This window comes from Kitasatospora sp. NPDC015120 (assembly GCF_043080305.1).
GTDB lineage: Bacteria > Actinomycetota > Actinomycetes > Streptomycetales > Streptomycetaceae > Kitasatospora.
Map to the genome: position 1 here is coordinate 14,917 of NZ_JBIBVJ010000027.1, position 13,266 is coordinate 28,182.

The 13,266-nt window shown below is 75.8% G+C and carries 12 protein-coding genes; 4 read left to right on the forward strand and 8 right to left on the reverse strand.

What is annotated here, in order from left to right; all coding sequences use genetic code 11:
- Positions 1 to 6: 6 nt before the first annotated feature.
- Positions 7 to 762 (reverse strand): maleylpyruvate isomerase family mycothiol-dependent enzyme, encoded by a 756-nt coding sequence (locus ACF1AK_RS33220; protein ID WP_391502541.1) that lies wholly within the window; start codon positions 760 to 762, stop codon positions 7 to 9.
- Positions 763 to 889: 127 nt separating this feature from the next.
- Here ACF1AK_RS33220 and ACF1AK_RS33225 point away from each other — a divergent pair, with 127 nt between their 5' ends.
- The gene (locus tag ACF1AK_RS33225) at positions 890 to 1,648 is read left to right on the forward strand and encodes an acyltransferase (protein WP_391502542.1); all 759 of its coding nucleotides are present in this window, start codon (positions 890 to 892) and stop codon (positions 1,646 to 1,648) included.
- A gap of 69 nt (positions 1,649 to 1,717) precedes the next feature.
- Here ACF1AK_RS33225 and ACF1AK_RS33230 read toward each other — a convergent pair whose 3' ends face one another.
- Positions 1,718 to 2,287, reverse strand: a complete 570-nt coding sequence (locus ACF1AK_RS33230) for a HutD family protein (protein WP_391502543.1) — start codon at positions 2,285 to 2,287, stop codon at positions 1,718 to 1,720.
- A gap of 59 nt (positions 2,288 to 2,346) precedes the next feature.
- The gene (locus ACF1AK_RS33235; RefSeq protein ID WP_391502544.1) at positions 2,347 to 3,594 is read right to left on the reverse strand and encodes an MFS transporter; all 1,248 of its coding nucleotides are present in this window, start codon (positions 3,592 to 3,594) and stop codon (positions 2,347 to 2,349) included.
- Positions 3,595 to 3,710: 116 nt separating this feature from the next.
- On the opposite strand from ACF1AK_RS33235, the gene ACF1AK_RS33240 reads away from it, so the two are divergent.
- The 3 genes from ACF1AK_RS33240 to ACF1AK_RS33250 all read left to right on the forward strand — a co-directional run bounded on the left by ACF1AK_RS33240 (position 3,711) and on the right by ACF1AK_RS33250 (position 6,858).
- Positions 3,711 to 4,889, forward strand: coding sequence for an ROK family protein (locus ACF1AK_RS33240; protein WP_391502592.1), 1,179 nt, complete (start codon positions 3,711 to 3,713; stop codon positions 4,887 to 4,889).
- Positions 4,890 to 5,040: 151 nt separating this feature from the next.
- The gene (locus ACF1AK_RS33245; RefSeq protein ID WP_391502545.1) at positions 5,041 to 6,147 is read left to right on the forward strand and encodes a PLP-dependent cysteine synthase family protein; all 1,107 of its coding nucleotides are present in this window, start codon (positions 5,041 to 5,043) and stop codon (positions 6,145 to 6,147) included.
- Between the two features lie 126 nt (positions 6,148 to 6,273).
- Positions 6,274 to 6,858: a TetR/AcrR family transcriptional regulator gene (locus tag ACF1AK_RS33250; RefSeq protein ID WP_391502546.1), complete on the forward strand. Its 585-nt coding sequence runs from the start codon at positions 6,274 to 6,276 to the stop codon at positions 6,856 to 6,858.
- Between the two features lie 6 nt (positions 6,859 to 6,864).
- Here ACF1AK_RS33250 and ACF1AK_RS33255 read toward each other — a convergent pair whose 3' ends face one another.
- The 5 genes from ACF1AK_RS33255 to mscL all read right to left on the reverse strand — a co-directional run bounded on the left by ACF1AK_RS33255 (position 6,865) and on the right by mscL (position 12,927).
- The gene (locus ACF1AK_RS33255) at positions 6,865 to 7,170 is read right to left on the reverse strand and encodes a DUF6191 domain-containing protein (protein WP_391502547.1); all 306 of its coding nucleotides are present in this window, start codon (positions 7,168 to 7,170) and stop codon (positions 6,865 to 6,867) included.
- A gap of 75 nt (positions 7,171 to 7,245) precedes the next feature.
- Entirely contained in the window at positions 7,246 to 9,663 is a 2,418-nt protein-coding gene (locus tag ACF1AK_RS33260; protein ID WP_391502548.1) for a right-handed parallel beta-helix repeat-containing protein, read from the reverse strand.
- A 269-nt stretch (positions 9,664 to 9,932) separates the two neighbouring features.
- Positions 9,933 to 10,811 (reverse strand): MOSC domain-containing protein, encoded by an 879-nt coding sequence (locus ACF1AK_RS33265; RefSeq protein WP_391502549.1) that lies wholly within the window; start codon positions 10,809 to 10,811, stop codon positions 9,933 to 9,935.
- 349 nt (positions 10,812 to 11,160) lie between these two features.
- A complete protein-coding gene (locus tag ACF1AK_RS33270) occupies positions 11,161 to 11,967 on the reverse strand; it encodes a DUF6643 family protein (RefSeq protein WP_391502550.1) in 807 nt (268 codons plus the stop codon).
- Positions 11,968 to 12,333: 366 nt separating this feature from the next.
- Positions 12,334 to 12,927: a large conductance mechanosensitive channel protein MscL gene (mscL, locus tag ACF1AK_RS33275; RefSeq protein WP_391502551.1), complete on the reverse strand. Its 594-nt coding sequence runs from the start codon at positions 12,925 to 12,927 to the stop codon at positions 12,334 to 12,336.
- Positions 12,928 to 13,266 lie beyond the last annotated feature (339 nt).

Consider the following 13,266-nt stretch of genomic DNA (forward strand, 5'->3'; position numbering starts at 1 on the left):
GGGGCGTCAGCCGATGGTGGCCGTCTCGCGCCACAGGTCGAGCAGCGAGCCGTCCCCGTCGGCGGCCACCCGGCCGGTGCCGGCCGGCAGGCGGTTCCAGAGCAGCAGGTAGAGGTCGCGGGCCGGGCCGGTGAGCGTCAGGTCGGCCGGCCGCTCGGTGCGTTCGACGGTGAGCGGCTCCGGGCCGATGGTCAGCAGCCAGCGGCCGGGGCCGTCGTCCGGGCTCACCTGGAGCGTCCGCGGCCGCTCGCTGCGGACCGTCGAGCGGCTGGCGGTCAGGAAGCCGCCCAGCAGTTCGTCGATGCCGTCGAGGGCGAGCCGGGGGTCGGTGGGCGGCCCCTCGGCGCCGGCGGCCGCGTCGGCGTCGATGCGGTGCACGGCCGTCTCGTGCGCCTGGCGGCGGGCCCAGAAGGCGAGCGGGGACGGTGCCGGCATGAAGGTCCAGCAGGCGAGGTCGGCCGGGGCGGCGGTGAGCGTGTCGACCAGCGTGGCGTGGCCGGTGCGGAACCACGCGACCAGGCCGGCGTCGTCGGGCTCCGGCCCCCGCGCGGCCTGCCGGCGTTCGGCGTCCATCCGGACGGGCAGGCGGTCCCGCACGGTGGCGGTCACCCAGCGGTGCACCTGGCCGATGTGCAGGACGAGGTCGCGCAGCCGCCACTGCGGGCAGGTCGGCACGGGAGCGTCGGGGTCGGTCCGGGCGGCGGCGTCCCCGAGCAGGGTGCCCTCGCGGCGCAGCGCGTCGATGTGCGCGGTGATCTCCATGGCCCGAGTCTGGCAGCGGAGCGGAATTCTGCCCACCGTTTCTCCGGCGGAGGTGCGGGCCGACCGGCTCGTGTGACCTTGGCCGCCCTCGCGCCGGGCGGACCCTACGGGCCGGTAGCGTGAGCGCATGTCGATCACGCGTTCCCTGTTCAGCGCCGCCCGGGCCGGCGGCCGGCGAGCCGCGGGCCGGCTCGTCCACCGGGGCTGGCGGTGGGTGCAGCGGGCCGGCGCGGTGTCCAGCGAGAACCCCGGGCCGTACCGGTTCGGCGAGCTGGGCGCGGGGACGAAGCTGACCTTCCCGCTCGGCGCGGTCTTCAACGAACAGTGGATCACCATCGGCCCGTTCTCGATCATCGGCGAGCGGGTGACCATCAGCGCGGGTTTCCTGCCCGGCCTCGACCTCGGGCCCGAGCCGATCGTGCGGATCGGCGGCGGCTGTGTGATCGGCCGGGACAGCCACATCGTCGGCCACCAGTCGATCGTGCTCGGCGACGACGTGTGGACCGGACCCGGCGTCTACATATCGGACCAGGCGCACGAGTACCGGGCCACCGACCTGCCGATCGGCAAGCAGTGGCCGCGCAACGAGCCGGTGGAGATCGGCTCCGGCAGCTGGATCGGCACCGGCGCGGTGATCCTGCCCGGCGCCCGGCTGGGCCGCAACGTGGTGGTCGCGGCCGGTTCGGTGGTGCGCGGCGAGGTGCCGGACCACACGGTGGTCGCGGGCGCCCCGGCCAAGGCGGTCCGCCGCTGGACGGCGGAGGAGGGCTGGCAGCCGCCGTTCCGCAACGAGCCGCCGCGGCCGCTGCCGGACGACATGACGGTCGCCCAGCTGCGCGAGCTGGCCGGGTGGGACCTGCGGATGCCGGGCGAGCCGGGAGCCTGACCGCCGAGGGGCGCCCGGGCTGTGCGCCGCGGGTTCCGGCCCGCGCCTCCCGGGCGGGCGGGCCGGGGGTCAGCCGCGGAGGGTGACGACGGCGGTGACGCCGTCGGGGTGCAGCACGTGGGTGGCCGGGGCGGTGAGCAGCGCGGCGTCGTAGCGGGCGAGGGCGGCGCCGTCGAGGGCCGCGGTGCCGGAGAGGCAGACCAGCAGCACGGTGGCGCCGGCCGGGACGGTGACCGGGCCCGGCCGCTCGGCGAGCACGAGGCCGGCGGTGGCGCGGCCGCGACGGGTCATCACGTTGAAGCCGACGAGCGGTCCGCCGGGCAGCCGGCAGTCGGTGGCCGCGTCGCCCGGGAAGGCGAACGGGCGGAACGGCGCGTCGATCACGTGCTCGGCGCCGTCGACGGTCAGCGCCATGCCCGGGCCCTCGACCAGGGTGATCACCCGGTCGACGCCCGGGAACGCGGAGAACGGCCCGGCGGAGGCGATGTCGGCGAGGCTGACCCGCCATCCGAAGTCGTCCGGCCCGGAGCCCTCGGGGTGCCCGGCGACCTCCCTCGTCACCCCGCCCCCGTTCCGCCAGGCGGTGGCCGGCCGCCCGGCGGCGCGCAGGTGCCGGACCGGGGCGGTGCTGTTCGTCATGGCGTGATCCTCGCACGGCACCGGTCCGGCGTGGAGCGGGGCCTGCGCGCGGCGGAGCTTCAGTGGCGGCGGGCGGCCAGGGGGAGGACGGCGGCGGCGCACGCGGCGGCGGCGACGGTGGTGAGGGCGAGCGGCAGGCTGGTCGCGTCGGCGAGGAAGCCGATCACCGGCGGGCCGATCAGCATGCCCGCGTAGCCGAGCGTGGAGGCGAGGGCGACGCCGCGCGGGCCGCCGGTGGCACCGGCCCGGGCGATGGCGAGCGGGAAGATGTTGGCCAGTCCGAGCCCGGTCAGGACGAAGCCGGCCAGGGCCAGCGGCACCAGCGGTGCGAGTGCGGCCAGCAGCATCCCGGCGGCCGCGGCGAGGCCGCCGAGGACCATCACCCGGTGCTGGCCGAGGCGCAGCGAGAGCCAGGTGCCGCTGATCCGCCCGGTGGTCATGGCGAGCGCGTAGGCGGCGTAGCCGGCGGCGGCCACTCGGGCGCCGGCGTGGACGTCGTCGGTGAGGTGGAGGGTGGCCCAGTCGGCGACGGCCCCCTCGCCGTACGCGGTGCAGAGCGCGGTGAGGCCGAGCAGCAGGACGAGCAGCCGGCCGGCGGAGGCGGCGGCCGGGGTGGCGGAGGCGGCGGTGACGGGGGTGACCGGGCGGGCCGCCGGGCAGCGGAGCAGTGCGACGCCCGCCGCCGCGGTGACCACCAGCCCGGCGAGTCCGGCGAGGGCGAGCCACTGCGCGGCGGTGAGCGGACCGGCGAGCAGCCCGCCGACGCCCGCGCCGAGCAGGCCGCCGAGGCTGTACCCGGCGTGGAAGCTGGGCATGACCGGGCGTCCCAGCTCGCCGACGATCTCGACGGCGGCGCTGTTCATGGCGACGTTGGCCCCGCCGTAGCCGGCCCCGAAGAGCAGCAGGCAGCCGCCGAGCGCCGCCACCGAGTGGGCGTGCGCGGGCAGCGGGACGGAGAGTGCGAGCACGGCGAGCGAGGCGACGGTGACCGGCCGGGAGCCGTACCGCACGCAGAGCCGGCCGACCACCGGCATGGTGGCGACGGCGCCCGCCGAGACGCAGAGCAGGGCGAGTCCGAGGGCGCTGTGCGAGGCGCTGACCTGGCTGCGGACGTCCGGGATGCGTACGACCCAGGCGGCGAAGAGCAGGCCGTCGACGGCGAAGAAGACGGTGAGGGCGAGCCGGGCGGTTCCCCAGGAGGTGCGGAAGTGCGCGGAGGGGCTGGGGGATTTCGCCGTGGTCCTGCGAGACTGGGGGAACGGCCGCCGGGCGGGGCCGTGGGGACGGATTTTGTTTCGGAGCGGCACAAAGTCACAATAGGTCCGTGCAGCTCTCACCTTCAAGCCCGAAGCCCGGGACCGGGGCCGACCACGACGCGCAGCGCGACGCCCACCGCCGCGCGGCTCCCGACCGGGGGCGGACGCTGCTCGGCCCCGCGCTCCAGCTGATCCACACCGGCCGGACCCCGACCCGCTCGGCGCTCACCCGCGCGCTCGACGTCACCCGGGCCACCGCCGGCGCCGTCACCGCCGAGCTGGAGGCGCTCGGCCTCATCACGGTCGACTCCCGCCCGGCCGGCGGCGGCCGCGGACGCCCCTCGCACCGGCTGGCCATCGACCCCGCCGGCCCCGTGGTGGTCGCCGGGCAGATCCACGCCGACGGCCTGAGCGTCACCCTGGCCGGTCTCGGCGGTCTGCTCGACCCGCCGGTCCACCTGCCGCTGCCCGCCGCCACCGACCCGGTGCGGATGCTGCGCGCCGTCGCCCAGGCGGGCGCCGAACTCGCCCGCGGCACCGAACGGCGCTGCCTCGGTGCGGCGCTGGCGCTGCCCAACCCGGTCACCGAGCCGGACGGCACCGCGCTCGCCGCGCTGCACTTCGCCTGGCCCAGCGGCACGCCGGTGGCCGACCTGTACGACGTGGAGGTGCGGCGCGCCGACCACGGCCCGCGGGCGTTCGACCCGCTGCCCACCGCGATCGCCAACGACGCCAACCTGGCCGCCCTCGCCGAGTACCGGCACGGGGCCGGGCGCGGCGCGCGGCACCTGCTGCTCGTCACCTCCGGCCACCGGGGCGTCGGCGGGGCGCTGGTCATCGACGGGCGGCTGCACACCGGCAGTGCCGGGCTCGCCCTGGAGGTCGGCCACCTGACCGTCGATCCGCAGGGCCGGCCCTGCGTGTGCGGCAACCGGGGCTGCCTCAACGCGGAGACCGACCCGGACGCGCTGTTCGCCGCCGCGGGCCTGACGCCGGATCCGGCCCGGCCGCCGCTCGACCAGGCCGGCGAGCTCTGCCGGGCCGCTGCCACCGACGAGCGGGCCCGGGCGGCCGTGGAGCACGTCATCGACCGGCTCGGGCTCGGCCTGGCCGGAGTCGCCAACATCCTCAACCCGGACCGGGTGGTGCTCAGCGGGCTGCACCTGGACCTGCTGGAGGCCGCGCCGGACCGGCTGCGCGCGGTCGTCGCCGAGCGCAGCCTGTGGGGGCGCAGCGGCCGGGTGCCGATCGTCGGGGCCGAGCTGGAGCACAGCGCGCTGGCCGGGGCGGCCGAGCTGGGCTGGATGCCGTACCTGGCGGACCCGCAGTCGGTGACCGCCGGGTAGGCGGGGCGGCCCGGGGCGCGGGGATAAGCGGAGCCTGGGGTTTCAGATAATGTTACTTATCGTGACACTCGTACACTCGTTGTGAGCGGGTCGAGGGGGCCTTCCGAGGGCCCGCGCGACCCGCACGAACCGCACGAGGAGAGTGGCACACATGGGGATCGACCCGACGGCCGACGTGGACCGTTCCGACCCGGCGTACCGGCGCTGGCTCAAGGAGGCGGTCCGCAAGGTCCAGGCCGACGCCAACCGTTCGGCCGACACCCACCTGCTGCGCTTCCCGCTCCCCGCGCAGTGGGGCATCGACCTCTACCTCAAGGACGAGTCCACCCACCCCACCGGCTCGCTCAAGCACCGGCTGGCCCGATCGCTGTTCCTCTACGGGCTCTGCAACGGGTGGATCCGCCCCGGCAAGCCGGTCATCGAGGCGTCCAGCGGCTCCACGGCCGTCTCCGAGGCGTACTTCGCGCAGCTCGTCGGGGTGCCGTTCATCGCGGTGATGGCCAAGTCCACCAGCCAGGCCAAGATCGACCTCATCGAGTTCCACGGCGGGGAGTGCCACCTGGTGGACCGGCCGGACGAGGTCTACGAGGCCTCGGCCCGGCTCGCCGAGGAGACCGGCGGCCACTACATGGACCAGTTCACCTATGCCGAACGGGCCACCGACTGGCGGGGCAACAACAACATCGCCGAGTCGGTCTTCGCCCAGCTGCGCCTGGAGCCGCACCCCGAGCCGGCCTGGATCGTGGCCACCGCCGGTACCGGCGGCACCTCGGCGACCATTGCCCGGTACGTCCACTACATGCAGTACGACACCCGGATCTGTGTCGCCGATCCGGAGAACTCCTGTTTCTTCGACGGCTGGGTGCACGACGATCCGGCGGCGGTGTGCGAGAGCGGCTCGCGGATCGAGGGGATCGGCCGGCCCCGGATGGAGCCGAGCTTCGTGCCCGGGGCGATCGACCGGATGATGAAGGTCCCGGACGCCGCCTCGGTCGCGGCCGTGCGGTTGCTGGACCAGGTGCTCGGCCGCAAGGCGGGCGCGTCCACCGGGACCGGGCTGTGGAGTGCGCTGCGGATCGTCGCGCAGATGCGCGCGGCGGGGGAGCGCGGCAGCGTCGTCACCCTGATCTGCGACCCGGGTGACCGCTACCTCGACAGGTACTACTCGGACGACTGGCTGGCGGGCGAGCGGATCGACATCGCGCCCCATCTGGCCGGCCTGGAGTCCTTCCTGGCCGGCGGTGAGTGGACGGGCTGACGCGCCGTAGCGAGCGCCGTCGCGGTTCTTTCCGGCGGCCGCCAGAAGTTCTAGCGGCCGCCAGAGGATTGAGGGAACAACAGTACGAGCATCGCTCGAATATCTAGCACTGCTAGTATCCCTGGCGTGACCACCTACGACCGCCGCGAGCGCGAACGCGCCGAACGGCATCAGCTGATCATCCGGACCGCTCGCGACCTCGCCGAGGACGAGGGCTGGGAGGCGGTGACGGTCCGCCGTCTCGCCGCGCTGATCGAGTACAGCCAGCCCGTCCTCTACAGCCACTTCGCCAACAGGGACGCGATCATCGCCGCCGTCGCCCTGGAGGGCTTCGAGGAACTCGCCGCGGACCTGCGGGAGGCGCCCCGGAACGCCGAGGGCCCGGTCGAGGCGTTCGCCGCCGTCGTCGGCGCCTACGCGAGGTTCGCGGCCTCCCACCCCGCCCTCTACGACGCCATGTTCACCCTCGCCACCGGCCTCCCCTTCGGCCGGCCCGAGGCCCCCGAGCAGCTCAAGGAGGCCTTCGCCGCCCTGGCCGCCCCGGTCGCCGAGGTGTCCGGCCCCCACGATCCGGACACCTTCACCGAGGTCGTCTGGACGGCCCTGCACGGCCTCGTCACCCTGACCCGCAGCGGCCGGCTGCGCCCCGACCTCGCGGAGGACCGCCTGAACCTCCTGATCGCCCTGATGCTCACCGGCGAACGCGTCTGACCGCCCTCACCACGACGACCGGCGGGCGCCGCCCCGGATCACCGCCCGGCCGCCCGCTAGGTCGACCCCGGTCCGCCGCGGCGCCCCGTCGTGCCCGTCCTCCCGCAGTACCAGCTCGACCCGCCGCTGCTCCAGCTGTGCCCGCTTTCCCGGGTACAGCAGCGCGTGCAGTTCCTCGGTGGCCGTCGCGCCCGCGCCGCGCCCGCCCCGACGGCCGAGCAGCCGGCGCCCGGCCGCCCCGAGGAAGAAGACCGCCACGAGGAAGGCCGGGAGCAGCAGGCCGCCCGCCGCGCCGGTGAGAAGAGTGCTCATGGCAGGTCCAACCGTCCCGCGGCGGGCGGGAGTTCCCCACCCGCCGGGCACGCCCGAGCCGCAGGCCCCGCCGCGCTACGGCAGACGCTGCGCCGGGAGGTCGGCGGGGACGAGGAGCTGGAGGTCCTCGGTGGAGGCGTCGGGAAGCTGGGCGACCCGCATGGCGTGCCGCTCGACCATGGTCTCGAAGACCTGCCGGGCGGTGCGCCCGTTGCCGAAGTTGGGGCCCCGCTCGATGCGGGCGAAGTGGTCGAGCAGCGCGTGCTCGGTGGCGTCGGAGAGCGCATACTCGTGCTCGGCGCACTGGGCGCGGGCGATCTCCAGCAGCTCCTCGGCCGAGTAGTCGGGGAAGGTGATGGTGCGCGAGAACCGCGAGGACACCCCGGGGTTGGCGGAGAGGAAGCGTTCCATCTCCGCGGTGTAGCCGGCCACGATGACGACCACCTCGTCCCGGTGGTCCTCCATCAGCTTCACCAGCGTGTCGATCGCCTCCCGCCCGAAGTCCCGGGCGCCGTCCTCCGGCGCCAGCGCGTACGCCTCGTCGATGAACAGGACGCCGCCGCGCGCCCGGTCGAAGGCGGCGGCGGTGCGGATCGCGGTGGAGCCGATGTGCTCGCCGACGAGGTCCACCCGGGCCACCTCGACCAGGTGGCCGCGCTGCAGCACCCCGAGCGAGGCGAGGATCTCGCCGTACAGCCGTGCCACCGTGGTCTTGCCGGTGCCGGGGGCGCCGGTGAAGACCAGGTGGCGGCGGAGCGAGGGCGCCTTCAGCCCGGCCTGCCGGCGCCGCCGGCCGACCGAGATGAGGTCGATCAGCGTGCGCACCTCCTGCTTGACGGTGGCCAGGCCCACCAGCCCGTCGAGTTCGGCCAGCGCCTCGTCGGCGGGCCGGCAGTCCGGGATCGGGCCGATCACCGCCGCGGCGGCCGTGGCGGACGGCGCGGAGGACGCCAAGGGCGCGGTGGTGGCGGCCGGTTGGGTACGCGGGGTGGGGATCTCGGGGGCCGCGGCCGGTGCGGCCGGAACGTCGTCCGAGGTGCACCCCTCGACGACCGGTCCGGGCTCGGAGAACTCGAAGCCGGCCCGCTCGTTCTGCTCGGCCCGGCACCGGGTGAGCACTGTGCGGCAGCCGTCGATGATGTGGAAGCCGAAGCCCTTGCCGTGCGAGACCCGGCAGTCCTCGAAGGTGCCCCGGCCCTGGGCGGAGACGTAGACGCCGGCGTCCGAACCGGCCCGCACGGTGCAGTCCCGCAGCACCGGGTCGGCGCCCTTGGTGACGATCACCCCGGTGGCCACGTCGGAGATCTCGCAGCCGGTGAGCACGCCCCCGCTGCCGTGGTCGCGGAACCAGAGCCCGGTGCCCGCCTCCTGGACCCGGCAGCCGGTGAGCGTCACCGTCGCGCCGCCGCTGACCGACACCGCCGAGCTGCGGATCCGGCTGAACGAGCAGCCCTCGGCGACGGCCGCGGAGTCGCGGTCCAGCACGAACAGCGCGTCCGGCAGGTCGTGCAGCGCGCAGTCGGTGAGCGTGAGCCGGGCGCCGTCGCTCACCCAGAGCGCCGGGTACTCGCCGTTCGAGCCGTGGATCTGGCAGGACTCGGCGCTCGCCTCGGTGCCCTGGTCCCACACCGACAGCGCCCCGCGCCCGAAGTCCCGCACGGTGGAGTGGGCGAGGCTCAGCCGGGCGCGGCCGCGCAGGTCGGCGGCGTTCTCCGGGACGTCGTGCACCCGGCAGCCGGTGAGCACGAGCTCGGCCTCGCCGTCGAGGGTGAGCCCGTTGCCGGTGACCCGGTGGATGTCGCAGTCGACCAGCCGCCCGCCCGCCTGCGCCTCGGCCTGCACCCCGCTGCCGCGGATCTCGTAGATCTCGCAGCCGGTCAGCTCGGCCGCGCTGCCCGGGTCGGAGAGCAGGACGCCCGCGCCGGCGGCGTGGTGCACCCGGCAGCGGTCCAGCGCGGCGGTCGCGCCGCCGAGCACCGCCAGCCCGGCCTGCCCGGCGACGGCGACCTCGCAGTCCTCGAAGGCGGCGGCGGTGCCCGCGCCGCGCAGCCGCAGCCCGAGGCCGTCCGGGTTGGCCACCACGCAGCCCTTCAGGGTCGGCCGGGCACCGTCGGTCACCTCGACGCCGGCGGCCGAGCGGGTCTCCACCCGGCAGCCGGTGAACGCGGCGGTCGCGTCCTGCCCGGTCACCAGGACGGCGGGCACCGAGCGGTCGCTGCCCTCGATCACCAGGTCACGGACCACCGCCGGAGCGGTCACGGTGAGCGGGACCCCGCCCGGCGGGTCGATCCGGACGCTGCCGGGGCCCTGGGCGGCGACGACCGTCACCGCCTTGTCCACGACCACGTTCTCCCGGAAGGTGCCCGGACGCACGGTCACCGTGTCGCCCGGCTCGGCGGCCGCCAGGGCCTCCGTGAGCGTGTCGTACTCGCCGGCGCGGCGCCGCCAGCGTGATGCGCTGTCCTGGGTGACCCGGACCCTGTGCTCAGCCATGACGGTCTGTCGTCCCCACCTTCATCGAGCCGGTGATCTGCGGACCGGACGCACGCGGACGCGGCGCGCCCGGACGCGGCGCACCGGGGTGCGCGGGTCGTCCGCCCACCGTAGCGCGCCCGCGCGGGTGATCCGGCCGCGCGGGCCGGGCGGGGCGGCCGGGCGCCGCGGCTCCGCCGCGTGCGCCAATACCTGCTTCAACGAGCGCGCACACGTCCGGTTCCGGGACGGGGGTGCGGGAACGGGAGCGCACCGGGCGGCGCCCGCCGTCAGACCTTGTGGTCGGCCGGCCAGTGCGCGCCGTCCTCCAGCACCTCGACCTCGTCGCCGAGCCGCAGCGTGCCGAGCACGTCGTCCTCGACGCCGGCCGGGCGCTCGGGGATCAGGTTCTGCCCGAACGCCGCCTTCTTCAGCAGCCGGTGGTGCCGGGCCAGGGTGCGCAGCGGCTCCGGGCCGCGGCGCTCGCCGCTCTCCTGGTCGGTGGTGGTGACCACGCAGCGCCCGCACGGCTTGACCACCCGGAAGGTGAGCTCGCCGATCCGGATCCGCCGCCAGCCGTCCTCGGCCCAGGGCTCGCTGCCGGAGACCACGACGTTGGGGCGGAACCGCTCCATCGGCAGCTGCTCGTGGCCGTCCGGGTGCTCGGCGGCGATCAGCGCGTTGAGCCGGGCGAGCGAGGCGGTGGTGGTGAGCAGCAGCGGGAAGCCGTCGGCCATCGAGACGGTGTCGCCGGGGGAGGAGAACGCGGGGTCGGCGGGCCGGGCGCGCGGGTCGTCCAGGTGCACTAGCCGGTAGTCGCCGACGTGTTCGGCGATCCACAGCTGGGCCTCCTTGCCGGCCTCCACGGCGTGGAAGCGGGTGCCCCAGACCTCGACGTCGGCGAGCTGGTCGCCGGCCGCGACGGCGGGGGCGGGGATCTCGGCGCGGGAGCCGTCGGCGGCGGTGAGCACGAGGGTCCCGGCGGGGGTGAGCTCGGCGCGGACCTGCCCGAGGGCGGCGTTCTCGCGCTGGCTGACGAACCGGCCGGTGGCGTCGGCGAGCATCCAGCGCCGGTCGCCGGCCAGGCCCCACGGTTCGACGCGGGCGCTCTCGGGGCTCAGGCGGTACATGGACTTGACGGGGTAGACGTGGAGTCCGGTGAGCTGCATGCCCCCATCCTGCCAGCCGTGCGCGGACCGCCGGCGCCCGCGGTCGGCGTGCCGACGCGCCCCCCGACGCGCCCCCTACGTGCCCCCCGACGCGCCCGACCTGGACCGACGCGCTGCGTCGCCGTCCGATGCCGTCCGATGCCGTCCCATGCCCTCCGGCGCGGCCCGGAACGCCCCGGGGCGCCCTCCGGGAGTGCCCGAATGCGCACGGACCGCCCGGAACGCCGGTGGGGCGGCGTTCCGGGCGGTCCGTGGATGACCCGTTTCTCCGTACGCCCGGCGGATGTGGGTGCGCCGGGTGGTGCTAGGTGGTGCGGGTGCGGGCCGGAGGGGGCCGGCCCGGAAGGCGTCAGTAGCCCTGCGCCTGCGGCTGGTAGCCCTGCTGGAACTGGCCGGGCTCGCCGTACGGGCCGGGCCGCTGCGGCTGCATCGGGCGGACCGGGGCGACCGGGGTGACCGCCGGGCGCAGCTGGGCGCCGCCGAAGGACTGCTCGCCGGAGGCGCCGGAGCCGCCGAAGCCGCCGGGCTGGCCGCCGTGGCCGCCGAAGCCCTGCGGACCGCCGAAGGACTGCGGGCCCTGGGGCTGGCCCGCGCCCTGCGGACCGGCGGGGCCGCCGGCCGGCTGCGCGCCGAAGGTCTGCGGGCCGCCGTGGCCGCCGACGAAGGTGTTCTGGCCGCCGAAGCTCTGGCCGCCGGACGGCTGGTATCCGCCGGTGGCGGCCTGGGTGAAGCCCGGGGCCGGGGTCTGCGGGCGCTGGCCGGGAAGGTACGGCTGCGGGCCGCCGTAGCCGGGGACCGGCGGCTGCGGCGCGGCGGCGTACGCGGGCGCGGGCTGCGCCGGGATGTACGTGGTGGCCGGGCCGGAGGACGGCGCGCTGCTCGGGCCGGGGCCCAGGGCGAGGCGGGCGGGCGGCAGAGCGGGGAGGTTGCCGCCGGGGGCGTCGTACCCGGTGCCGTACCGGTTGTTCTCGTAGGACGGGCCGGACAGGCCGGATCCGTAACCGGTCGACAGGGCCGGCGGCAGGGCGGCCGGCACGTTGATGGGCGCGATCTGCGGGACACCGCGCTCTGCGACGAGGCTGTCGTAGATGGGCGTGCCGGAGGAGAAGGACGGAGGGGGGTAGCCGACTCCGTCGTAGGAGCGGGGCGAGGTCATGGGGCATACGGTAAGCCCACAACGCGCCTGCTGAGGAGACTGGGAGGCGGAGCAGTTCGAGTGTTTACACAAGCTTCGCTCGAACAAAAGTTTCGAAAGTGGGAAGAACGGACATTCCGGCGGCGACTTCCGGCCACGGTCCGGTGGGTCCGGGGGTTCGAACGCGGCCCGGACGGGGGTGTCGAAGGCCCGTGCGGTGACGGGCCGGTGGACGGTTCGGGGACCGTCGAAGAAACTTTTGCGGGCGGGGCGTGCACCGGCGCATTCGAGCCCCCGCCGGGGGCGCGGCGGGGGCTCGTGAATGTTTCGGGAATAAATTCCCCGTCAGGTCTTTTACCGGCCGCTGTCAGCGCGGCCGGAGACCGGTCAGCGCGCCGGGGCGGCCTGCTCGGCGGCCTGCTCCTTCGCCGGCTCGCCCTCCTGCTCGCCACCGTGCCCGGCGGTCCGGCCGGCGGTCTGGCCGGCGGCCTTCGCGGCGGTCTTCCCCGCGCTCTTGCCGGCGGTCTTCGCGGCGGGCGGCTCGACGGGTCCGCGCTGGGCCGGGAAGCCCGGGCGGCCGGCCACCTCGGCGGTGCAGAACGAGCAGCGCACCGCCGCGACCGGGATCCTGCTCAGGCACTCCGGGCAGTCCTCCTTGGCGACCGGCTCCGGCGTGGAGCCCTCCAGCTTCGCCTGGAGCTTGCCGACCGGCACCACCACGACGAAGTAGATCACCGCGGCGACCAGCACGAAGCTGATCAGCGCGTTGACGAAGACCCCGTACGGGAAGCGGGCGCCCGCCACCTCGAAGGTCTTCTCGGTGAAGTCGCCGACCGCGCCCGTCGCCACCCCGACCAACGGGGTGAGGAACGCCGTGACGAACCCGGTGACCACGGCCGTGAAGGCCGCGCCGATCACGATGCCGACGGCCAGGTCGACCACGTTTCCACGCAGCAGGAAGCTGCGGAATCCCTTGAACACCGGGAACTCCAAACGGTACGGGGGAGGGTGGGGCGGGACCACGGGTCCCGGCCGGACATCCTGCCGACCGGGCGGGCCCGCGGTCCAACCGGCGTCACCCGAACCGCGTAACGGGGCGCGGGAACGGTGCCGGCGGGTCGGACGGCGCGGACGCTCCGCCCGCGGCCGGATCCCTCGCGCCGCCTGCTCCTGCCCGGGACGGGTGCCGGCGCGCCGGCACCGCGCCGACGGGGTGGAGGCAACGGCGCGAGCCGATGCCCTCGGCGCGCAGCGCACCGGCGCGCGCCGGTGCGCTGCGCGCCGCCGCGGGCCCCGCGCCGCGTCCCCGGCGCCCCCGGC